This is a genomic window from Clostridium sp. (genome assembly GCF_050717535.1).
Lineage (GTDB): Bacteria > Bacillota > Clostridia > Clostridiales > Clostridiaceae > Clostridium_AD.
The window spans coordinates 83,606-107,721 of record NZ_JBOITM010000070.1 but is presented as its reverse complement, the minus strand read 5'-3'; the positions used below and the strand labels follow the sequence as shown (position 1 = coordinate 107,721).

The following is a 24,116-nucleotide window of genomic DNA, read 5'->3' as shown; positions in this document are numbered from 1 at the left end:
TAAACATTTTGCTGAGAAATTTAGTGTTAAAAAAGTAGCTTAAAAGCAAATGTTAATACTATTTTAAGCTACACAAGCACTTATACATAAGGGGTTTAAGGCGATTCTGTCCTGCGAAGTATGAGTTATTGACGTATTAGTGCAAGTTACTGGGTTGAAATTTCATAACTTATTCTAAGTAGCCCTGTGGGCATATCCTGGTAGGGTCACGAGGGATTTATACTTAGCAATTTAAAGCAGCTCTGCGGGAATGTAATAGTAGGGTCACGAGAATTTTATACTTATTAATTAAAAGCATCCCTCAGGGCATTTGTGGAGGGAGAGAGCGGTATAATAAGTATAAATTGTTATGCTTCCTAGGATGTTTACGGAAGTTATCATTACAGGGGAAATGAAGGTAAATGTGTATAAGTAAGATATAATTATAAAGGTTCGGGATTTAGGATCGTGAATTATCGACTCCGTACAATAGGGGTTAAGATAAAAAATACCTAGTTTTAATGTTTATTGACGTATTATTGTAAGTAACTGGGTGGAAATTTCATGCTTTATTCTAAGTAGCCCTATGGGCAGTTTTGGTAGGATTCGAGAAATTTATATTTAGTAATTTAAAGCAGCCCTCCGGGCATTTAGGGGGAAGGGAGAGGACACTATAATAAGTATAAATTGTTATGCTTACTAGGATGTTTACGGAAGTTATCATTACCGGAGAAATGAAGGTAAATGTGTATAAGTAAGATATAATTATAAAGGTTCGGGATTTAGGATCGTGAAAGATGGAATAAACTTAGATTATGTTAACGAATTATTTACTCCGTACAATATGAGTTAAGATTAAAAAGTATGAAAAATATCCGTAGTGAATTGCAATAAGAAGCGAATAAACATTGAAAATCCATTTAGTAATTCTTCTTTTGCGAATATAAAATTCTCGTGAGCCTGTCAGGACGACAGGCTAGCGAACCTGAGCCAGGAAGGCGAATGCATAACAATTAATAATTGTTATGTCCCCCAGAGAACTACCCAGAGGAGAGTGACAGAGGATTTTATATTCGCAAAAGATTAGAATTATCAAATGGAATTTATCGTTTCGAGCTCATATTGCAAGGCACGCAGGATAATGTTCATACTTTATTTTAGATCTTTTACTACTTTTTCAGCAAAGGTATTGTTGACAATTTTATCAAAGGCAGGTCTTTGTGGGATTAAATCTGCTTTATAGGATTGTATTATATCCATAAGTCTAGTTAAATCATCTGATTTTAGAATTGGGTCTGGTGAAAAAGCATTTATATTTCTATAGTTTTTAATTGATCCAATAAGCGCCGTCTCATCTGCACCAGGGAAGAAAGACTTAATTGAAGTAATTACTTGTTCATCAGAATGACTGTTTACCCATTTTTGACCTTTATAAATTGCTCTAGTCAACTTTTCTATTATTACTGGATTTTTCTCTATATAGGATTTTGTAGCGAAAAAGCAGGTATAAGGCATAGTTCCAGCGGATGCACCGATGGAAGCTACAATATGTCCGGAATTATCTTTTTTCATCATACTAGCAGTGGGTTCAAAAAGTGAAACATAATCACCAGTGCCACCTTTGAAAGCGCCAGCAGTAGCTGTAAAAGCAAGGTTAGTAATAAGTTTTTCAGTATTAGGGTTAATGCCATGATTTCTTAAAACGTACTCTAAAGCCATTTCAGGTACTCCGCCAGGTCTGCCACCTATTATAGTTTTACCCTTTAAGGATTCCCAGTTGAAATTTGTTTCAGCATTTCTAGCTACTAAAAAAGCCCCATCTTTTTGTGTTAGTTGTGCGAAAATAACAGGATAGTCTTCCCGTTTCTGATTGTAGATGTAAATAACTTGCTCTGGTCCACAGAAACCTATATCTACAGCCTTGCTTAAAACTTGTTGCATAGTTTTATCTGCGCCTTGTCCTGTTGAAAGGTCAATTTCAATACCTTCTTCTTTAAAGAAACCTTCAGAAATAGCTGCATACATAGGTGCATAGAAAATAGATCGAACTACTTCATTTAATTTTATTTTTACTAAACTGTTATTATTGGCTTTTTTACAACCAGAAAATAAAGTGGTTATTAAGACAAGAGATAAAGTTAGGGCGAAAATCGAACTTTTTTTAATTTTCATAGATACCTCCATATTATAAAGTTGTTATGTCTATATAATATGAAAGATTATTGAGTTGTGACATTGTAAATTTAAATTGCAAATTTAAATATTATAAAATCATAAAATAAAAAATCAAATATATTGACAAATAAATAATAAAAGGTATAATTAAAAATAAATGTAAATTTTATAAACATTAAAAAGCTTAGATGAAGAGGAGTAAAGGTAAATAATATTAAGAGAGGAAGATCCATAGGTTGTAAGGTCTTCTATATGAAAAACCTTGAAGGTAGCTTCGGAGCTTCTTTGTTGAACTTAATTATATAATTGAACTTAATTATAAGAATTAGTTATATAATAATTAGTAGACAAAGACGGTTATCTTAATCGTTAAATTATCAAGAGCCTGTAGATTTGCAGGAAAAAAGGTGGTACCGCGAGTTCTTCGTCCTTTTATAGACGAAGGCTCTTTTTGTTTTTTTGAAAATTAAAAAGCATTAGATATGATATAAATAAGGAGGAATTAATTATGGAAGAAAATAATAATATTGCAAAGAATTATGATCCAAAAGATTTTGAAGAAAGACTTTATGCTTGGTGGGAAGAAAAAGGATACTTTACCCCAGAGGTGGATAAAAATAAAAAACCATTTACAATTATGATGCCACCCCCAAATATTACAGGAAAATTACATTTAGGTCACGCACTTGATAATACTCTTCAAGATATTTTAATAAGAACTAAGAGAATGCAAGGGTACAGTACTTTGTGGCTTCCAGGAGAAGACCATGCTAGTATTGCAACAGAAGTAAAGGTTGAAAATGAACTTTTAAAGAAGGGGATAAAGAAGAAAGAGATGGGAAGAGAAGCCTTTCTTGAAAAGGTTTGGGAGTGGACGGGTGAATATAGAGAGAAAATAAGAGGACAATTAAAGAAAATGGGTTGCTCTGCTGACTTTACAAGGGAAAGTTTCACTATGGATGAAAACTTAAATCATGCAGTAAGAGAGGTTTTCGTTAAATTATATAAGGATGGACTTATTTATCAAGGGAATAGGATAACAAATTGGTGTCCTAAATGTATGACGGCAATTTCCGATGCAGAAATAGTATTTGAAGAACAAGCAGGTCATTTTTGGCATATAAAATATCCAGTAGCAGGCAGCGATGAATTCTTAGAGATAGCTACCACAAGGCCGGAAACTATGCTTGGAGATACAGCAGTTGCTGTAAATCCTAAAGATTCACGTTATTCACATTTAGTAGGAAAAACATTGATTTTGCCACTAGTAAATAGAGAAATTCCAATTGTTGCAGATGATTATGTTGATTTAGAGTTTGGAACAGGTGCAGTTAAAATTACTCCAGCACATGATCCTAATGACTTCCAAATAGGAAAGAGACATAATCTACCTGAAATAGTGGTTTTGAATGAAAATGCAACTATATGTGAAGGTTATGGAAAATATTCAGGTCTTGACAGATATGAGGCAAGAAAGCTTATTGTAGAAGATTTAGATAAACAAGGACTACTAGTTAAAATAAAAGACCATGCTCACAATGTAGGTACTCACGATAGATGCTCTACTACTGTAGAACCACTGTTATCCAAACAATGGTATGTTAAGATGGAATCACTTGCAAAGCCAGCTATAGATGCTGTACGGGAAAAGAAAACTAAGTTTGTTCCTGAAAGATTTGAAAAGACCTACTTTAATTGGATGGAAAACATTCAAGATTGGTGTATATCAAGACAATTATGGTGGGGACATAGAATCCCAGTATGGTACTGCAAGGATTGTGGAGAAATAATTGTTTCATCAACTGATCCAACAAATTGTACTAAATGTAATAGTATAAATCTGCAGCAGGATAAAGATGTTCTTGATACTTGGTTTAGCTCAGCGTTATGGCCTTTCTCAACACTTGGTTGGCCAAATAATACGGAGGATTTAAAATATTTTTATCCAACAAGTGTTTTAATAACAGGATATGACATTATTTTCTTCTGGGTTGCAAGAATGATTTTTTCAGGAATATATAATTTAGATGAAGTACCATTTGAAACTGTATTAATGCATGGAATGGTTAGAGATGATCAGGGAAGGAAAATGTCTAAGTCATTAGGAAATGGTACAGATCCACTTGAGGTAATAGAAAAATACGGTGCAGATGCACTAAGATTCTCACTTGCTACAGGAAATGCACCAGGTAGCGATATGAGATTCTATGAATCAAGAGTAGAAGCAGCTAGAAATTTTGCAAATAAAATTTGGAATGCTTCTAGATTTGTTATGATGAACGTAAATGAGGAGCTAATGACGCTGTACAAAGATAACAAAAACTACAGTGTTGCGGACAAGTGGATATTATCAAGAATGAACACTGTAGCGTATGAAGTTACAGAAAACATCGAGAAGTTTGAAATAGGCATAGCTCTTCAAAAGACTCATGATTTCATGTGGACAGAATTTTGTGATTGGTATATTGAGCTTGTTAAGCCAGTATTATATGCAGAAGATGGTCAGGCAAAGGGTATAGTATTAAATGTATTAAACACTGTTCTGAAAACTGGGCTTAAATTGCTTCATCCTGTTATGCCATTTATAACAGAAGAAATTTATACTCATTTAGATAATGAGTACGAATCTATAACCATTGCTAAATGGCCAGAGTATGAAGAGTCCCTTAAAGATGAAAAAGCTGAAGAATGTATGAACTATATTATAGAAGCCATAAAGGATGTAAGAAATGCTAGAGGGGATATGGATGTACCACCTTCAAGAAAAGCGAAAGTATTTATATATGCTACAGAAGGAAAGGCTGCATTTGAAGAAGGAATGGTGTATTTCCAGAAACTAGCATCGGCAAGTGAAGTAGTGTTTTTAGATTCTAAAGCTGAAGCTCCAGAAAATGTAGTTACAGTAGTAACTAAGGGTGCAGAGGTTTATATGCCACTACTTGATCTTGTAGACTTAGAGAAAGAATTAGAAAGATTAAACAAAGAAAAAGAAAAGCTAAAAAGTGAAATAGATAGAGTAGATAAAAAGCTTAGCAATGAAAAGTTTACAGCTAAGGCACCACTCGAGGTAGTTGAAGAAGAAAAAGCCAAGGGTGAAAAGTACAAAGAAATGTATAAATCAGTACTTGAAAGCATAGAAAATTTAAAGTAAGCTTTAATGGAAATCCTCCTATGTTTAAATAACATAGGAGGATTTTTAATTAAAATTAAATAAAGGGTTGTTAACTGTCCATAAGATGGTATAGAATTTAAGAGAAAGCCAAAAGGCTGAAGTGTAGAAAATGAGGATGAATGAAATGTCCCTACCTAGTTTGAAAGGAGTGATAAATATGAATTATGATGAGGCTATAGCATATATAAAAGACACAGCAAAGTTTGGTAGCAAACTTGGTCTTGAGAGAACCGAAAAAATATTGGAAATCTTAGGAAATCCACATAAAAAGTTAAAATGTATACATATTGCAGGAACAAATGGGAAAGGTTCTACAACAGCTATGATAACAAATGTACTGGTGCAGGCTGGATATAAGGTGGGGTCATATATATCACCATTTATTGAAGAGTTTGAGGAACGAATTCAAATAAACAACAAAAATATTTCTAAAGGCGATTTAAGTAATATTATAACAGAGGTTTCCAAAGCCGTAGATAAAGTGGTGGAACTAGGGTATAGCAATCCAACAGAATTTGAAATAATTACTTGTGCAGGGTTTTTATATTTTTATGAAAACAATATAGATTTTGCAGTGGTGGAAGTAGGACTAGGAGGCAGGCTTGATTCAACAAATGTGATTACACCTATTTTAAGTGTTATTACATCTATTAGTTTGGATCATACACTAATACTTGGAGACACAATCCCAAAAATTGCTTATGAAAAAGCAGGCATTATTAAGGAAGGGATTCCTGTAGTTATGTTCCCGCAGCAAAAACAAAGCGAGGAAGTAATAGAAAGTACATGCAGAGGAAAAAGATGTAAATTAATAAAAGTAGCAAAAAATTCAGCTCTATACTTAGGAAAAGAAAATTTAAATCAAGTTGCAACAACTTTATTGGAAGAGGCAACATATAATAATATGACTACTATAACTCAAAAAATGAAAGTTAAAACTTTGAATAATGCTTATATTATTGATTTGTCACTCCTGGGAAAACATCAATTGCTAAACTGTTCCGTCGCGGTTCATGCTATAGAGCAGCTTATAGAGCAAGGTATTACAATTAGCAAGGAAAATATTTTAATGGGTTTACGAACTGTAAAGTGGCCAGCTCGGCTTGAGGTAATGAATGAAAAGCCACTAGTTGTTATAGATGGAGCACATAATATAGATGGCATACGAAACCTTACTGAAAGTATTGATATGTATTTTAACTACAGTAAAATCGTATTAATTTTAGGTATACTAGCAGATAAACAGGTTGAGGATATGATAAAAACTATAGTTCCAAAGGCAAGTAGAGTTATTACGGTTACTCCACATAGTGATAGAGCAGAGCTTTCAGAAAAGCTAAAAATTCAAGTGGAAAAATATACTACTAACTGTGAGTCAATTGAAAATTATGGAGAAGCATATAAAAAGGCGTTGAGTTACTGCCAGCAAGATGATTTACTATTAGTGTGTGGGTCACTATACATGGTTGGAGATATGAGAAGAATAATACGAAATATGGACAGTCATTAATACTTTTTAATTAGATAAAGAAGGAATTTGTCCCAAAGTAGAAATTAATTTCTATTTTGGGACAAATTCTTTTTTGGGAAATATTGAAAGGCGATTTACTGCATAAGCATACATTATGTAGCCTTTCATATTCTGTAATTATATTAAAAGCAAAAATTATCATATGCTAATTTGGGGTACTATTTCAAGATATGAAGCAAAATCAAATAAATTATTTTGGTGAAAACAGTGTTAGCATATTATTGCTATTTTCATATTATGGTTATGAGGAGGTGGGGCATTTGAGAAAGTTATATGTTTGCAGTACATCATCGGATAGTATATCAAAAGTTAATTTGGATTTGTTTGTAGAAGAAGAAAAAATATATTTGGATAAAAAAAATCTCAAAAGAATTGGTCCTCATGGTATATATGCTTATGAAAATAAAATTCTAACAGCTAATAGTTATGACAATAGTATTTCTATGGTTAATATTGATAATAATGAAACTGAAAGCCATTTTATAGGCATGCACTGTAATGATCTGTCAGTTTATGAAAATAAAGCTTATGTTATTTGTGGAGATTGTGATGATATAATAGTTTTTGATTTGCAGAAAAATCACATTGTGGAGGCAATTCCTTGTGGTAATTTACCACATAGTATTTATATTTGCAAAAAAAAGAGCCTTATTATAGTAGCAAATATGAATAGTGATAGTATATCAATAATAGATTGTGCTCCGAATGGAATTGTTAAAAATCTTAGGGTGGGGGCATATCCTACTAAAGCAGTAATTACATCGGATGGGAATTATATTTTAGTTTGTGAAAGCAATATAGGTATGGATAGCAAGGGAAGTATAAGCATCATTTCGTTAAAAAACTACAATGTATTGTATAAAATACCTGTTGGCAATTCACCTGTGGATATGTATTGTAATGAAAGATATTGCTATGTATCAAATTTTGGAGAAGGTACAGTGAGTATATTAGACATAAACAATTATAAAGAAATAAAAAAAATTAAAGTTGGCGGTATGCCTAGAGGAATAATAGAAGATGAAAGATATTTGTATGTAGGTGACAATTATAACAATTTGCTTTTAAGAATTGATAAAATCACTGAAAATAAAAAAGCCATTTCTATCGGCAGAGAGCCTACAGGAATGACATTTTTATAGTGTTCAATGATTTATTAGAAGGCTAATCCTTCATAAGAAGGTTAATTATTTTAGTATAATATTCAGAAGGATTTTCTTTCCACTTGCTGCATAAATCGCGTGCTTGTTTGTTAGAAGCAACACTAAGCTTTATATCTATAAGTGTAAATGTATCTTCAGAAGCAGTAAGATTTACTAAATAGTTGTTATTGTTTTCTATAGTGTAATCAGCACTAATTCTGAGCTCTTTTTTGATGTTTTCTAGATGGATTTTCAAGTAATCATCTATAAGCTGTATCTTAGTTTCGGAAATTCTTCCTTTAAATAAAGATAGAACATTGTCACCCTTTTTTGTTATGACCAATCTATGTTTATCCTTTTGCTTAGTAGGCTTAAGGAGGTTAGATGCTATAAGTTCTGACATATATTGTTGCAAAGTAAAATAATTTATAAAATTATTTTCTAAAATAATTTGTGTTATTTGAATATTGGAAATAGGGAGCTTTATTTTATAAAATATATAAAGTAAAAGAAGCTTATTTTCAGCTAAGTCTAAAGCATCTTCAAACATATCGCATCCTCCTTGTAGTCCGCTTATTAAAACAACTATGAATTGTTTTATTTTATATAAAATTAACTATAAACATTATAACATAAAAAAGCATCGGAATGAATCGGTGCTTTTAATTTTTGGTGATTTTATACATATATTTTGGCTTTTAGAATATAAATTTAAAGAATAAGCATGTAAGGGAATAAACAATTAATATTAATATTCCCTTATGCGTTATATAAGGAGGGGATAGGGTGGGTTACATAAAAAAGAAGTTGATAATAGTTTGTTCTATTTTTCTTGGGACTCTAACAATACTAGCTGGGTATAACTTAAAAACTAAGGGTGTGTTTTTGAGGGAACAACGTAAATTACCAATATATTCTGTAGATACTAGTGAGAAAAAGATTGCACTATCTTTCGATGCAAGCTGGGGGGATGACAAAACAGATGATATATTGAAAATATTAGATGAGTACAACGTTAAAGCAACATTTTTTGTAGTGGGAGCATGGATAGACCAGTATCCTGACAAATTAAAGACCATTTACGAAAAAGGTCATGAAATAGGAAATCATTCTAATAAGCATCCTATAATGACTACGATATCCAAAGATAGAATGATAAATGAAATAGCTATTACCGATGCTAAAATAATGTCTATAACTAGGCAAGCAACAACACTTTTTAGATGCCCATCTGGAGAGTATAACAATTTAGTAATTGAAACTGTAGAAGCCACAAACCATTACTGTATTCAATGGGATGCTGATAGTATTGATTGGAAAGCACAAGGGGCACAAATTGAACTAGATAGAATAATAAAAAAAACTAAGCCTGGGTCAATTCTATTATTTCACAATGAGGCAAAATATACACCTGAGAATTTGCCTAAAATTTTGAAATATCTAAAGGCTGAGGGGTACAAATTTGTGAAAATATCAGACCTTATATATAAAAGCAATTATTATATAAATGGACAAGGAAAACAAATAAAAAAATAAAAATAAAATGTGTTGAATTTTAGTAAACATTTGTATTATAATGGAAACACCAAATAGTTATAATTTTGACAAAATATATATTAGGCTGGTTCAAATAAATAAGGGGGCATTTATTTGAATGTTCTAAACAAAATTATATCATTATTAGGTATATTAAATTAAAAAACTGAATACTTATATTCTAAGGAAATTTTATTAAAAAAACTAAGGGAAAGAGGGGTTATGATGGATAATGTTATGTTAAATAACAAGATTTATTTAGAAGGAAAGGTAGTATCTGAATTAAAATTTAGTCATGAAATGTATGGGGAAGGATTTTATGTATTTGATTTTGAGGTTTGGAGACTCAGTGAAACAACAGATATTTTAACTATAACAATTTCTGAAAGATTAATTGCAGGTATGAGTATTCACGTAGGAAATGAGTTTATAGTTGAAGGACAACTTAGATCTTACAATAAATTTGTTGATGGATCTAATAGATTGATCTTAACAGTATTCGCTAGAGATATTAAAATTTGTGAAGAACGAAGTAAAAATCCAAACCAAATATTTTTAGATGGATATATTTGCAAAAGTCCAGTATACAGGACAACACCTTTTGGGAGAGAGATTGCGGATATGCTTTTAGCAGTTAACAGATTGTATAATAAATCTGATTATATACCTACAATTGCCTGGGGAAGAAATTCAAGATTTTGCAAAAGTCTTGAAGTAGGAGATAATATAAGGATTTGGGGAAGGCTTCAGAGCAGAGAATACCAAAAAAAATTATCAGAGGATGAAGTTATAAAAAAAGTAGCATATGAAGTTTCCATATCTAAAATGGAAAAGGTCAATAAAGATGGTGAGAACATAGTAGAAGCAGATACGATGATTGATGAAGAGCAAGATTTTGGAGCTCTAGACGTTATCTAGCATATATAGAATAAATTTTTAACTTTCAACTGTGGACTTTAATCAGTTGAAAATCATATATTAAGTAAAATTCAATTGAACAAGTTTTCTATGGTAAAAAAGGGCATATATTACGTGAAATACATCTGTAGTAATATATGCCCTTTTTCTTTTTACTTTCTTAGATCATCAAGTAGTTTGGTTTTTTCTTTAGTGCTCTCATCCACGTTTTTTATTATTTTTGCTGGTGTTCCAGCAACTACAACATTTTCAGGGACATCATTTACAACTACTGATCCAGCTGCTACTACAGAGTTTTTACCAATTTTTACTCCCTCGAGTATTACAGCGTTTGCCCCAATTAGAACATTATCTCCAATTTCACAAGGGCTTTTGCTTGGTGGTTCTAGAACACCAGCTACTACGGCACCTGCACCTAAATGTACTCTTTTACCTAGTTTTCCTCTTGCACCAACCACAGCATTCATATCCACCATAGTTTCATCGCCAATTTCGGCGCCTATATTAATTACAGCACCCATCATTATAACGGCATTTTTACCTATGCTAACCTTATCTCTTATAATTGCACCTGGTTCAATTCTTGCATCAATATTTTTTAGGTCTATTAAAGGAATAGCAGAGTTTCGTCTGTCTATTTCAAGTTTAGACTTTTTAATCTTGTCTTTATACTTTATTAGAAAATCAGATATCTCATCACTTTCACCAAAAAGCATATAAAAATTACCGCTACCGAAATTTTCTATATTTCCAAATTGGCATTGTGATAAATCACCATCTATATAGAGTTTAATTGGCGTAGCCTTTTTAGCTTCTTTTATGTATCTAGCTATTTCATAAGGGTCTGTTAAATCATAGTTCATAGTAATTCTCCTTCCGTATTATAAGTATTAATCCATTTGGTTGTTCTTATGCATATATTTTCATTTAATTATACCTTATTTGGATAATTACAATGAAAATATAGTTAAATCAAAAACAATATTTTAAAATAAAACTATGTATCATATAAAGCATATAGTAAATCTTACATAATTTAAAGGAAAATATTAATAATATTCTTTAAAAATTCAAAAACTCCTGTTTTTTATGCGAATATATAGTAAAATGTTTATAATTCAAATACTTGAAAAGTAAAAACACTTGTAAAGGATGATATTATGGATAACGTATTTTCAAATAATGTAAAAAATGTGGAGATATCTGGAATTAGGAAGTTTTTTAATAAGGTTACAAAGGTTCAAGGAGCAATTTCACTTACTCTTGGGCAACCTGATTTTCCAGTACCTAAAAACATTAAAAATGCTATGATTTCTGCTATAAACGAAAATAAAACTGAATACACAGCAAATGCTGGAATTTTGGAACTACGACAGGAAATTTCTAATTTTTTAGGTGGAATGGACATTGATTATTTATCAGATGAAATAATTGTTACTGTTGGCGGAAGTGAGGCACTAATGTGTGCATTTGCCGCATTTTTAAACCCTGGAGATAAAGTTCTTGTGGCATCAACAGCTTACCCAGCTTATGAGAGTTGTGTAAAAATTTTTGGAGGAGAAGTAGTTAATTATAATTTAAATAGGGATTTCACTATTAATTTTGAGACTTTAAGTAAACTTATTAATGAGGAAAATCCAAAGCTTTTAGTGGTGTCATATCCTTCTAATCCTACTGGGGCAGTATTATCTAAGGAGGAAAGAGATAAACTGTTTCAACTTTTAAAAGAAAAAGATATTTACATAATAAGTGATGAGATTTATAGCTCATTATGTTATGAAAAATATTATTCAATAACTCAAATCAATGAATTAAGTGATAGGGTAATTTTGGTCAGTGGGTTTTCTAAAATGTTTTCCATGACTGGACTTAGAATCGGGTATCTTTGTGCTAGCAAATATATTATGGAGAATATAATGAAAGTTCATCAATATAATGTTTCTTGCGCAGCTTCTATATCTCAATGGGGTGCCTACGAGGGATTACTTTCTTGTAAGAATGATGTTAATAATATGAAAGTTGAGTTTGAAAAAAGAAAAGAATATGTATATAAAAGATTGAGTGAAATGGGAATGGATGTAACTCTTCCCAAGGGAGCTTTTTATATATTCCCTTCTATAATAAAATTCTCTATGAGTAGCGAAGAATTTTGTAACAGACTATTGTATGAAGGGAAGGTTGCTGTTGTTCCTGGGTCGGCTTTTGGAACGGGTGGCGAAGGGTTTGTACGGATTTCCTATTCCTATAGTTTGGAAGTACTAAAAGAGGGTTTAGACAGAATGGAAAAATGGATTAATGATTTAAACAAAACTGAGTCGGTTTAAAAAAACTTAGAAACATTAAAGCAGTGTGATAAAGTATAAAACATACTATCACACTGCTTTAGTTATTCTAAGGCAATAATTCATCTTTAAAAAACTATATTGACATATTAACTACATCATCCATGCTGTATAGACCATTCTCTTTTTTGTATATATATTCACAGGCTTTTAATGCACCTATTGCGAAAACTTCTCTTGAGATTGCAGTGTGCTTAATTTCAATACATTCTCCCTTTCCAGCAAATATGATTTCGTGATCACCTACAATATTTCCACCTCTTATAGAATGAATCCCTATTTCGTTAGGCTGTCTTTTACTTAGGCCATCTCGACCTTTGACGAAGATGGTTTCTTCTTTAATAGAATTCTTAATTGTGTTTGCAAGAAGCAGTGCAGTACCACTAGGAGCATCTACCTTTTGATTGTGATGCTTTTCAATTATCTCAATGTCAAAATCCTTATAAAGCATATTACTGATACTTTTAAGAATATTATTAATAATATTTATGCCTATAGACATATTTGCAGAGTGAAATACTGCTATTTCGGTGCTAAGAGAATTAATTTTACCTAATTGTTCTTGGGAATAACCAGTAGTACAGAACACAATAGGAATATTCTTATCTTTGGCATACGTGCATAGTGAATCTAAAGCATCCGGTCTTGAAAAATCTAAAATTACATCTATTTCCTCTTTACATTCATTTATGCTGTTATAACATGGATAATCTATATTTGATGGATTTCTGTCAACACCAGAGGCAATTGAAATAGTTTTAGATGCTTTAGCCATTTCAGAAATTACTTTGCCCATTTTTCCATTGCAACCATTTAGAAGCATTCTAATCATTAAATTTCCTCCTTTAAAGGGATATTATATGCTTTCAATTCTTTTTTTAAAAGCAGCAACGTATTTTGTTCCATTTCACATAAGGGTAATCTTAAATGACCTACTTTCAGTCCCATAAGATTCATAGCTGTTTTTACAGGTATAGGATTAGTTTCTATAAATACGGCATTATTAAGAGGAAGAAATCCTAATTGAATTTTTAGTGCTTCTGCATGATCACCATTTAAATATAATTCACACATGTTATGGACATCTGTAGGAATTATATTTGCAAGTACAGATATAACTCCAATACCACCTAGGGAAAGAATGGGTATAACTTGGTCATCATTACCTGAATAAATATCCAAGTTATCTCCACATAGACATTTAATTTGTGCTATTTGGCTTATATTACCACTTGCTTCTTTAATTGCTACAATATTTGGTATTACACACAATTTTAGAAGAGTTGCTGGGGTAATATTAAGACCTGTTCTTGAAGGGACGTTGTATATTATAATTGGTGAAGTTACACTATTTGCAATTGCGCTAAAATGTTCAAATAAACCTTTCTGTGTAGTTTTATTATAGTAAGGTGTAATTACAAGTAAACCATCTATTCCTATTTTCTCTGCCCATTTACTCATACTTATGGCAGAAGCAGTGTCGTTACTTCCTGTACCAGCGATTACTGGAATCCTCTTGTTAACTACATCAACTACAAACTTAATTGTCTCTTTTCTTTCTTGCTGCGTCATAGTAGAAGCTTCACCTGTAGTACCACATACTATAATAGCATCTGTCTTACTGCTAATCTGCCATTCTATCAAGTCTTCTAGTTTTTTGAAATCTACTCCTCTTTCATTAAATGGAGTAACTATTGCAACACCAGAACCTTTAAAAATATTCATATGATTACCTCCTCGTAGTTCATTTAAGAATAATATTTATTTGCATTTATTCTCCAATGGCTATATTATTTGTATTACTATATATTTATTAATTTAAATTGCTTTTAGTGATGTATTTTTTATGCTAATTAATAATAATTCCAATAATACTTATACTATCACTAAAATATTTTCATTTACTATATTATATAGACCTCTTTATTATATTATATAGCCCATATGTGAAAATATATATACTTTTATAAAAAAAAATGAGAATTAGAAATATATAGCTTGCAAGAAAGTATTCATAATATTATAATTATGAAATAATAACATGGATATTTTAAGCAACATCATTTTATAATAGAAATAACAAAAAATAAAACTAATATATAAGTAAGTTTGACAACTTACAAAAGCCGTGCTAGTATGATAACAGAAAAATGATAATAATCATAAAAAATAGTTCAAATTTCACATTGTTCAGTATGTTCAGTATATTCACACCTTAATTAATTTTAAAATTATCTGAATATTAAAGACGGAAAAAATAATTTTAATAGTTTCTAAAGCAAATAATAATTTTTTAAGAAATAGTTTGAACTGTCACAAAATTATCCACTGGTTATATTTAGTGAAAGTTTTTATGCATATAGAATTCAAAATTAACTAAGAAAAGAATTTTGAAAAGGCATTTATAAAAGAAAACTGTTTTATTCTGAAAAATCTTAATTTGGGTTTAATAAGTAACTTACTTATTGCTATATAAATACATTTTTTAAATTTAACAGGGGGGATTTTAAAGAAAATATGAAAAAAATATCAAAAGTATGATTTGTTTAAGTGCATCTTTATAAAGTAGGAAAATGTCGTAGAACAAGTTAAAATTTCAGCTTATGTTTAATTATGCTATAGAAAATTTTTTAAAACTGTGAAAATTGTAAAAAGCCTTATAAAACCACTAAACACCACTATTAAAAAGTAAATTATCTTGATTTCCAAAATGAAATGTTATATGATGTAAATTAAATACAAACGCGAGCATAAAGTAGTTTTTAGAAATATTAAAGATGATGATTCAAACTAATCATAACTAAATGGTTACTAGTTCAGAATCAAATTAAAGTTAAAATTCCGAATTGTTGGAATATTTAAAATGTAAATACTTTTGCAATCAAGTAAATTCAAATGATTATACGACTTTATTTTATCAATGCAATATATAAAAGTGTGCGGTTTATTTTATTTTTAAATAAAGCTGTAGAAATGTAAAATTTTACTAGAACTTATAACATAATTTGGTGATGAATCAAAAATCAACTTTTTAAAAATTAAGGATGGGGGGATTTTAAAAAATGCTTAAATTTATACTTAAGAGATTAGGATATATGGTTGTTACTCTTTGGATAGTAGCTACCATAACATTTATGTTAATACATGCTATTCCAGGAGATCCATTAGCAGGTATGGCAAGAAAATTGCCAGAACAAATAAGAATGAATTTCTATGCGAAATATGGTTTGGATAAACCAGTTATAGTTCAATATGGCAGGTTTATGAAAAATATTGTGCTTCATGGAGATTTAGGAGAATCACTTGCTTATCAAGGAAGAAAAGTTACTGATGTAATAAAACTACATGCTCCAGTATCTGGTAGGCTAGGTATGCAAGCACTTGCAATGGGCTTTTTTATAGGGGTAAGCCTTGGTGTAGTTGCAGCTTTCAATAGGGGGAAATGGCCAGATTTTCTGGTTATGTTTATAGCAATATTAGGTGTATCTGTGCCAAGTTTTGTTATGGCTTCTTTACTGCAATATTTCTTTACTGTTAAATTCATGTGGTTTCCAACAACGGGATGGGGCGGATTTGAGTACACCGTATTACCAAGTATAGCTTTAAGTTTTGCATCTATAGCCACTTATGCCAGATATATGAGAGCAAATACTCTTGATATAATAGGTCAAGATTATATATTAACTGCAAAATCTAAAGGTGTTACAAATCTTAGCTTAGTATGGAAACATGTTATTAGAAATGCCATACTTCCAGCTATAACAATACTTGGACCACAAATGGCAGGTATATTCGTAGGTTCTTTTGTTGTAGAAAGTATATTTTCAATACCGGGATTTGGTTTTAACTTTATAACTTCAATAGGGGATAGAGATTATACTATGATTATGGGACAAACAGTTTTCTTATGTTCATTAGTAATAGTAGCATATGTTTTAGTGGATATATTATATGGATTGATTGACCCAAGAATAAGATTAACTGGAGAAAAGAGATAGGAGGGGTAAGTATGGCACAGTTATCAAAAGAAAAGTTTGAAATAATTGGATGTGAAAATGTTAATGCTGAGGAAATATTAAGACCTAGTATAACTTATTGGCAAGATGCATGGAGAAGATTAAAACAAAATAAAGTGGCTACTGCCTCGTTAATAATGTTGATTCTTATAACGTTAATGACTATTTTTGGACAATATATTAATGGATTTAAATTTAATCTTACAAATAGTGCTTTAATAAATAAAGGTCCTAATTTTACACATTGGTTTGGAACGGATAATCTTGGACGCGATACGTTTTCAAGAGTCTGGGCTGGCGGTAGAGTTTCTATAATTATAGGAATTGTTGGAGCCTTTATTGATACTGTAGCAGGTGGAATTTATGGTGGAATATCTGGATTTTATGGTGGATTTATAGATGATATTATGATGAGAATAGTTGAGATACTTTCAAGTATTCCTTATCTGGTAGTTGTTATACTAGTTTCATTAATATTAAAACCAGGTATAATGGCTCTTATTATTGCTATGACTATAACGGGATGGGTTTCAATGGCAAGACTTGTACGTGGACAGCTATTACAAATAAAAGAACAGGAATATGTACTAGCAGCTACAGCACTAGGTGCTAACCCTTCAAGAATTATTGCAAAACACTTACTTCCTAATACTTTGGGAATAATGATTGTAGCTATTACTTTCGATGTTCCGGGTTTTATATTTGGAGAAGCTTTCTTAAGTTATTTAGGAAAAGGAATTCAATCACCAAAAACAAGTTGGGGGGCTCTTGCAGCTGGAGCACAAGGGAATTTAATGTTTTATCCTGAACAGTTATTCTTCCCATCACTATTTATCAGTTTAACTATGTTATCATTTACATTACTGGGTGATGGTTTAAGAGATGCATTGGATCCAAGATTACGCCAATAGGGAGGAAAAATATGGAAAAAATATTAGAAGTAAATAATTTAAGAGTTTCATTTCATACTTATGCTGGTGAGGTACAAGCGGTAAGAGACATTTCTTTTTACTTAAAAAAAGGAGAGACTTTAGCTGTAGTTGGGGAATCTGGATGTGGTAAAACTGTTACTTCAAAATCCCTTATGAGATTAATTCCAGAGCCACCAGGCGAAATAAAAAAAGGTTCAGAGATACTATTTGATGGCAGAGATGTTAATCTTATGTCAGAAAAAGAACTTAGGGAGCTCAGAGGTTCAGATATTTCTATGATATTTCAAGACCCTATGACATCTTTAAATCCAACAATGACTATTGGAAAACAAATAGCAGAAAGCTTAATTATACACAGAGGTATGAGTAAAAATGAAGGTATGAATGAAGCAATAAAAATGTTGGATTTAGTTAATATTCCTGATGCAGATAAACGTGCTCATCAATATCCACATGAATTTTCAGGTGGTATGAGGCAAAGGGCAATGATAGCCATAGCACTAGCTTGTAACCCTAAAATACTTATAGCAGATGAACCAACCACGGCCCTAGATGTTACAATACAAGCTCAAATAATGGATCTTATTGCAGATCTTCAAGAAAAGCTTGGAACAGCTGTTATTCTTGTAACCCATGATTTAGGAATTGTTGCAGATGTTGCAGACAGAATACAAGTAATGTATGCAGGGCAAATAATAGAACATGGAACAACAGATGAAATATTTAAAAATCCACAACACCCATATACATGGGCATTGCTTCAATCAGTTCCAAGACTTGACACAAAGAATAAAGGTAAACTTTATTCTCTGCAAGGAACACCACCGGATTTAATTAAACCACCGATAGGATGTCCTTTTGCAGCAAGATGTGAGTATTGTATGCAAATATGTAGAGAAGAAATGCCAGAAGTTACAACTTTAAGTGAAAACCATGAAGTTTGCTGTTGGTTAAAACATTCTATGGCACCAAAGGTTGGTATTCCTGAAGCATTAAGAGGTGATAAATAATGTCTAATAATAATGAAATTTTAATAGAAGTAAAAAATCTTAAAAAATACTTTCAAGTGGGTAAAGATGCCACCTTAAAAGCCGTGGATGATGTTAGCTTTTTCATAAGAAAAGGTGAAACACTAGGACTTGTTGGGGAATCAGGTTGTGGAAAGACTACTTGTGGAAGAACAGTAATGGGTATGTATAGTGCAACTGGTGGTGAAGTATTATTTGATGGGGTTGATGTTCATAAATTAGATAAGAAAGGTAAAAAAAAGTTTACAAGAAGAGCACAAATAATCTTTCAAGATCCTTATGCTTCATTAAATCCAAGAATGACTGTTGGAGATATAATTGGTGAGGGTATCGATATTCATAATCTTTACACTGGTCAAGAGAGAACTAATAGAGTATATGAACTCTTACAATTAGTGGGACTTAATAAAGAGCATGGCTCAAGATTTCCACATGAATTCTCAGGTGGACAAAGACAAAGAATAGGAATAGCGAGAGCGCTTGCTATAGAACCAGAATTTATAGTATGTGATGAGCCTATTTCAGCTCTTGACGTTTCAATTCAAGCACAAATTGTTAACTTATTAATACAACTCCAACAGGAGTTAGGGCTAACTTATTTGTTTATAGCTCATGACCTATCAATGGTTAAACATATATCTGATAGAGTAGGTGTAATGTATCTTGGAATGATGGTTGAGCTTGCAAGTAGCCATGATTTATATGAAAAACCGCTTCATCCATATACGCAAGCATTATTATCAGCAATACCAGTACCGGATCCAGAAATTGAGAGGAAAAAGACTAGAATTAAACTAGAGGGTGAAGTGCCAAGTCCAATAAATCCAAAACCGGGTTGTAGATTTGCACCTAGATGTAGATATGCAAAACCAATTTGTAGTATTGAAACACCGATTATTAAAGAGATAGAAAAAGAGCATTATGTTGCTTGTCACTTATTTGATTAAAAGTAGTTGTACGAAATATAGCGAAAATTTGAAATATTTCATCGAATAACAGAGTAATAAGTTATAAATTCTTTATTTAGAAAATTATACTTGATTTTATAAAAAGTATAGTATATTATGAGGATATGAATTTAAGTAGTATGCAAAATGGCAGTATATAGAATATATAGAATATGCAGAATATAATCAAAATGCTGTATTTAGTGCTAATAAATTTAAATAGGTTGTATTATCAATATATTTTAATATAAATTATATTGATAATAAATATATACTTATTATTTAAACTTAATAATGAGATTTTATAAATTCTTATTAATAGTCTAAACATATTAAAGGGGGTATTTTTTCGTGAAAACAAAAAGATTAATGGCAACATTATTAACACTTTCATTAACAGCTTCATTAGCATTGGTGGGTTGTGGAAATAAAACTAAAACACCAGAAACAAAAACTGACACAGCAACTGCAACTAAAGCAGATGCTACTCAATATCTAAATGGAATTCTAAAGTCGGAGCCAAAATCACTAGATGCTTCACTTGCAACTGATTTATATTCATCAGAAGTTTTAGTTAACTGTATGGAAGGTTTAACTAGAATAGAGCAAACAGAAGATGGTAAAGATGTTATAAAAGCTGCTGGAGCAGAAAAATGGGAAACTAATGCAGACAAAACTGTATGGACATTCCATTTAAGAGATTTTAAATGGTCAGATGGAAAAGCGGTAACAGCTCAAGATTTTGAATATGCAATTAAAAGGTCTCTTGATCCAAATGTTGGTTCAACATATGCATTTATTTTATATCCTATAAAAAATGCTCTTCAATATAATACTAAAAAAGCAAAAGCAGAAGATGTAGGGGTAAAAGCAATAGATGCAAAAACAGTACAGTTCACATTAGATAAACCATGTCCATACTTTTTGGATTTAACTTACTTTAAAGTTATGTATCCTCAAAGAGAAGATATAGTTAAAAAGAATGGAGATAAATATGGTACAGAAGCAAGTACATTGGTATTTGATGGTCCATTTATACTGAAGAGTTGGGCACACCAAAGTAAGCTAGAACTTGAAAAGAATCCAAATTATTGGGATAAGGATTCAGTTAAACTTGACAAGTTAACACTTAATATTATAAAAGATGAAACAGCAAGAATGAATTCACTTTTAAGTGGTCAAATTGATGCTGCTGAAGTTGCTAAAACGGAATGGGTTGATAAATTTACTGCAACAAATAAGTTTAATGTAACAAAAAAGAATGATCCTTCAACAAGTTATGAGTTCTTTAATTTAAAGGATAAATATTTTAAAAACCTTAAAATACGTCAAGCATTTAGTTTAGCTACAAATAGAGAAGATATAGTTAAAGTTTTATATAAAGGATTAGCTCAACCAGCATATGGTTGGTGCCCACCAACACTTCAAATAGGTGGAAAAGACTTCAGGGAAACAGTTGGTGTAGAACCAATAAAAGCATTTAAGGCAGCAAATCCTGATCCTAAAAAATTGTTAATTGAAGGGTTGAAAGAAATTGGAGCTGATCCAGATCCAGCAAAAATGGATGTTACTGCAGTGCAATCTGGAACTGATGCTACAATTAAAGAATTTGCTGAGTACAATCAAGCTATGTACAAGAATATTTTGGGTGTAAACATAAAAGCTGAATATATGGAGTGGGCAATATTCCAAAAGAGAACAGATGCTCTTGATTATCAAATGGCTGGTATGACATGGTCAGGAGATTATAATGATCCAAATACCTTCTTTGATATGTTTATGACGGGAGCTAATATAGTTGGAACAGGTTGGTCAAGTGCAAAGTATGATAATTTAATTAAAGAAGCATCTAATACAACTGATCCAGTAAAGAGAACAGAATTCTTTAAACAAGCAGAGCAAATATTATTAGTGGATGAGACAGTTATTGCTCCAACTGTTTATAGAATGAAAAATATTTTTAGATATAAATATGTAAACAGAGTAATGGCGCCACTATTTGGTGCTAGTGATTATAAATATACATTTACTAGCGGAAGAAAATAGTAAATGGTATATAAATAAAAGGATAGTGCAGTAAGAAACTTTACTGCACTATTTTTTCTTTTTTTATTATGAATAAAACAACTCTAAATTGTGAAAAATATAATATGTTAAGAAATATTAGATATTACAATTTGGAGGTTATCATGGGAAAAACACCTTTGAAAAAAGTTATTAAAGCTAAATTAAGAGCAAACAAAGTGTTAACTAAAAATGAAATGCTCAGAGAATCATTAAAATATGAAATAGCAGATGAATTAGGACTAACAGAAAAAATAGAAGCTTGTGGCTGGAGTGGGCTAACAGCAGAAGAAACTGGCAGAGTTGGAGGACTGATGACTAAAAAGAAAAAGAATATTAATCTCCCTAAAAACAAAGATTTTTAAATGAAATGCAAATTATTTTGGACAATATTTGGTGTATAGGGTAAAATACTATATATCATTATAATTTCAAAATAAGAAATCTTTGAAAAGGAGAAATTTAAAAATGGATTGTTATAAGGAGTTTGCTCATATATATGATGAATTAATCAACTCGGATATTGATTATAGTACATGGGCTTCGAAAATATTAAGCATTTGTAACCAGCATAACATTAATAGGGAAAGTTATTTAGATTTAGCCTGTGGTACAGGAAATCTTACTATAGAAATTGCAAGTGGATTTAAGCATACATGGGGAGTTGATTTATCCTGTGATATGCTATGCATAGCAGAAAAAAAATTAAGAGATGCAGGGATAAAAGCAAGATTTTTATGTCAAAATATTTGTGAATTGAATTTGAATAATACGTTTAATTTGATAACTTGTTGCTTAGATTCTAGTAACTATATATTAGAAGAGAAAAATTTTAAAAAGTATTTATTGGGTGTTTGTAATTTATTAAAAGAAGATGGTTTGTTTATTTTTGATGTTAATTCTTATTATAAACTTACCAAGGTACTAGGCAATAACACTTATAATTTTGATTCTGATAATCTAGTCTATATTTGGGAGAACTATTTTGAAAATGATATAGTAGAAATGAGTTTAACATTTTTTGCAAAAGAAGGACAAGTATACAGGCGATTTGACGAGCAGCATTCAGAAAGAGCTTATAAGGAAGAGTATATAGAAAATGTTATAAAGGAAGTTGGATTTCAAATAATTAAAAAAATGGATAACTACGAAGATAAAATAGTATGGGAAAATACAGAAAGAATATGTTATGTGCTAAAAAAAGCAAAAGAAAATAAAAGTTTATAGGGGGTTTTAGTATATGGATAAATTAGTTAGAGCTACTGCAAAGGATGGTCAGGTTAGAATAATTGCAGCAATAACTACGGATTTAGTAAATGAGGGAGTTGCTATGCATTTATGTGCTCCTACTGCAGCGGCAGCACTAGGTAGAATGCTAACAGCTGGTACACTTATGGGTACTATGCTAAAGTCTAATGAAGATAGTTTAACTATGCAAATTGATGGAGGCGGAGTGGCTAAAGGTGTAGTGGTGACTGCACATGCTGATTCGAGTGTTAAAGGATATATAGGCAACCCTAATGCTGATTTACCTGCTAATAGTAAGGGTAAGCTTGATGTAAGTGGTGTAATAGGTATTGATGGTTATTTAAGAATTATAAGAGACTTAGGGCTAAAAGAACCATACGTTGGCCAAGTACCAATTAGCACTGGAGAAATTGGAGATGATTTAGCTTATTACTTTACAGTTTCAGAGCAGACACCTTCAGCTGTTGGCCTGGGAGTTCTAGTGGACACGGATATGACTATAAAAGCTTCTGGAGGGTTTATAATTCAAATGATGCCGGATGCAGATGAATTTTTGGCTGATATGATAACATATAGGCTTGAAGAAATTCCATCTATAACTGAATTTATAGCAAAGGGTATGACTATTGAAGAAATTTTAGAATTTATATTTGAAGATATGAATCTTAAAATACTTGAAGAGATTCTACCAACATATAAATGTGATTGTTCTAGAGAAAGAGTTGAGAGAGCATTAATAAGTATAGGTAAAAAAGATTTAGAAGAAATATATAATGATGGTAAAACAGAAGAACTTAAATGTCATTTTTGCAATAAGAATTATGATTTCAATCATGAAGATATTGGAGAGCTTATAAAAAGTATTAACTCATAAATGAAATATTAGAGGAAAATACCATATTTTTAAAAACGGAGGGAAATAGAGTTAATTTGATAATTATTGAGCATAAGTTAAATAACTATGAATACTCCCAATAATTTATGTTGACAACTGCATCAAAATTATATATTATAGGAATGTACTTATGAGGCGAAAAAGTAGACACTAAAGTAAAAAAATAGTTAATATATAAAGTTGTTGACAAG

The 24,116-nt window shown here is 31.1% G+C and carries 19 protein-coding genes and 1 other annotated feature; of the genes, 14 read left to right on the top strand and 5 right to left on the bottom strand.

The window, feature by feature from the left end; all coding sequences use genetic code 11:
- Positions 1-1,131: 1,131 nt before the first annotated feature.
- Positions 1,132-2,151 carry an ABC transporter substrate-binding protein gene (locus ACREVU_RS12325; protein ID WP_431551891.1) on the bottom strand — a complete coding sequence of 340 codons (1,020 nt, stop codon included), beginning with the start codon at positions 2,149-2,151 and terminating at the stop codon, positions 1,132-1,134.
- Between the two features lie 179 nt (positions 2,152-2,330).
- Positions 2,331-2,589: a binding site (T-box leader), on the top strand.
- 73 nt (positions 2,590-2,662) lie between these two features.
- Between ACREVU_RS12325 and ACREVU_RS12320 the strand changes: the two genes are divergently transcribed.
- From ACREVU_RS12320 to ACREVU_RS12310, 3 genes are all read left to right on the top strand, one after another.
- Complete coding sequence (locus tag ACREVU_RS12320) at positions 2,663-5,305, top strand: valine--tRNA ligase (RefSeq protein WP_431551890.1); 2,643 nt, start codon at positions 2,663-2,665, stop codon at positions 5,303-5,305.
- Positions 5,306-5,483: 178 nt separating this feature from the next.
- Positions 5,484-6,836 (top strand): bifunctional folylpolyglutamate synthase/dihydrofolate synthase, encoded by a 1,353-nt coding sequence (locus ACREVU_RS12315; RefSeq protein WP_431551889.1) that lies wholly within the window; start codon positions 5,484-5,486, stop codon positions 6,834-6,836.
- Positions 6,837-7,117: 281 nt separating this feature from the next.
- The gene (locus ACREVU_RS12310; RefSeq protein ID WP_431551888.1) at positions 7,118-7,999 is read left to right on the top strand and encodes a YncE family protein; all 882 of its coding nucleotides are present in this window, start codon (positions 7,118-7,120) and stop codon (positions 7,997-7,999) included.
- A gap of 22 nt (positions 8,000-8,021) precedes the next feature.
- Here the strand turns inward: ACREVU_RS12310 and ACREVU_RS12305 are convergent, their stop codons facing one another.
- Entirely contained in the window at positions 8,022-8,549 is a 528-nt protein-coding gene (locus tag ACREVU_RS12305; RefSeq protein WP_431551887.1) for a DUF4364 family protein, read from the bottom strand.
- A gap of 236 nt (positions 8,550-8,785) precedes the next feature.
- Between ACREVU_RS12305 and pdaB the strand changes: the two genes are divergently transcribed.
- Positions 8,786-9,535, top strand: a complete 750-nt coding sequence (gene pdaB, locus ACREVU_RS12300; protein ID WP_431551886.1) for a polysaccharide deacetylase family sporulation protein PdaB — start codon at positions 8,786-8,788, stop codon at positions 9,533-9,535.
- Between the two features lie 225 nt (positions 9,536-9,760).
- The gene (locus ACREVU_RS12295) at positions 9,761-10,453 is read left to right on the top strand and encodes a single-stranded DNA-binding protein (protein WP_431551895.1); all 693 of its coding nucleotides are present in this window, start codon (positions 9,761-9,763) and stop codon (positions 10,451-10,453) included.
- Between the two features lie 152 nt (positions 10,454-10,605).
- Here the strand turns inward: ACREVU_RS12295 and dapD are convergent, their stop codons facing one another.
- Positions 10,606-11,316 (bottom strand): 2,3,4,5-tetrahydropyridine-2,6-dicarboxylate N-acetyltransferase, encoded by a 711-nt coding sequence (dapD, locus tag ACREVU_RS12290; protein ID WP_431551885.1) that lies wholly within the window; start codon positions 11,314-11,316, stop codon positions 10,606-10,608.
- A 297-nt stretch (positions 11,317-11,613) separates the two neighbouring features.
- Between dapD and ACREVU_RS12285 the strand changes: the two genes are divergently transcribed.
- Positions 11,614-12,777 carry a pyridoxal phosphate-dependent aminotransferase gene (locus ACREVU_RS12285; protein ID WP_431551884.1) on the top strand — a complete coding sequence of 388 codons (1,164 nt, stop codon included), beginning with the start codon at positions 11,614-11,616 and terminating at the stop codon, positions 12,775-12,777.
- Between the two features lie 94 nt (positions 12,778-12,871).
- Here the strand turns inward: ACREVU_RS12285 and dapB are convergent, their stop codons facing one another.
- Together dapB and dapA are read right to left on the bottom strand one after the other, a co-directional pair.
- Positions 12,872-13,627: a 4-hydroxy-tetrahydrodipicolinate reductase gene (dapB, locus tag ACREVU_RS12280; protein WP_431551883.1), complete on the bottom strand. Its 756-nt coding sequence runs from the start codon at positions 13,625-13,627 to the stop codon at positions 12,872-12,874.
- Positions 13,627-14,520 (bottom strand): 4-hydroxy-tetrahydrodipicolinate synthase, encoded by an 894-nt coding sequence (gene dapA, locus ACREVU_RS12275; RefSeq protein WP_431551882.1) that lies wholly within the window; start codon positions 14,518-14,520, stop codon positions 13,627-13,629. Before dapA ends, dapB begins: the two co-directional genes overlap by 1 nt.
- A 1,337-nt stretch (positions 14,521-15,857) precedes the next feature.
- On the opposite strand from dapA, the gene ACREVU_RS12270 reads away from it, so the two are divergent.
- The 8 genes from ACREVU_RS12270 to hslO all read left to right on the top strand — a co-directional run bounded on the left by ACREVU_RS12270 (position 15,858) and on the right by hslO (position 23,904).
- A complete protein-coding gene (locus tag ACREVU_RS12270) occupies positions 15,858-16,793 on the top strand; it encodes an ABC transporter permease (protein ID WP_431551881.1) in 936 nt (311 codons plus the stop codon).
- Positions 16,794-16,804: 11 nt separating this feature from the next.
- Positions 16,805-17,722 (top strand): ABC transporter permease, encoded by a 918-nt coding sequence (locus tag ACREVU_RS12265; RefSeq protein ID WP_431551880.1) that lies wholly within the window; start codon positions 16,805-16,807, stop codon positions 17,720-17,722.
- Between the two features lie 11 nt (positions 17,723-17,733).
- On the top strand, positions 17,734-18,753 hold the full coding sequence (locus ACREVU_RS12260; RefSeq protein WP_431551879.1) for an ABC transporter ATP-binding protein: 1,020 nt from the start codon (positions 17,734-17,736) through the stop codon (positions 18,751-18,753).
- The gene (locus tag ACREVU_RS12255; RefSeq protein WP_431551878.1) at positions 18,753-19,718 is read left to right on the top strand and encodes an ABC transporter ATP-binding protein; all 966 of its coding nucleotides are present in this window, start codon (positions 18,753-18,755) and stop codon (positions 19,716-19,718) included. The genes ACREVU_RS12260 and ACREVU_RS12255 overlap by 1 nt, the downstream gene beginning before the upstream one ends.
- Before the next feature lie 351 nt (positions 19,719-20,069).
- A complete protein-coding gene (locus tag ACREVU_RS12250) occupies positions 20,070-21,764 on the top strand; it encodes a peptide ABC transporter substrate-binding protein (RefSeq protein WP_431551877.1) in 1,695 nt (564 codons plus the stop codon).
- A gap of 143 nt (positions 21,765-21,907) precedes the next feature.
- Complete coding sequence (locus ACREVU_RS12245; protein ID WP_431551876.1) at positions 21,908-22,147, top strand: alpha/beta-type small acid-soluble spore protein; 240 nt, start codon at positions 21,908-21,910, stop codon at positions 22,145-22,147.
- Between the two features lie 103 nt (positions 22,148-22,250).
- Positions 22,251-23,009, top strand: coding sequence for a class I SAM-dependent DNA methyltransferase (locus ACREVU_RS12240; protein WP_431551875.1), 759 nt, complete (start codon positions 22,251-22,253; stop codon positions 23,007-23,009).
- A gap of 13 nt (positions 23,010-23,022) precedes the next feature.
- A complete protein-coding gene (gene hslO, locus ACREVU_RS12235; protein ID WP_431551874.1) occupies positions 23,023-23,904 on the top strand; it encodes an Hsp33 family molecular chaperone HslO in 882 nt (293 codons plus the stop codon).
- Positions 23,905-24,116 lie beyond the last annotated feature (212 nt).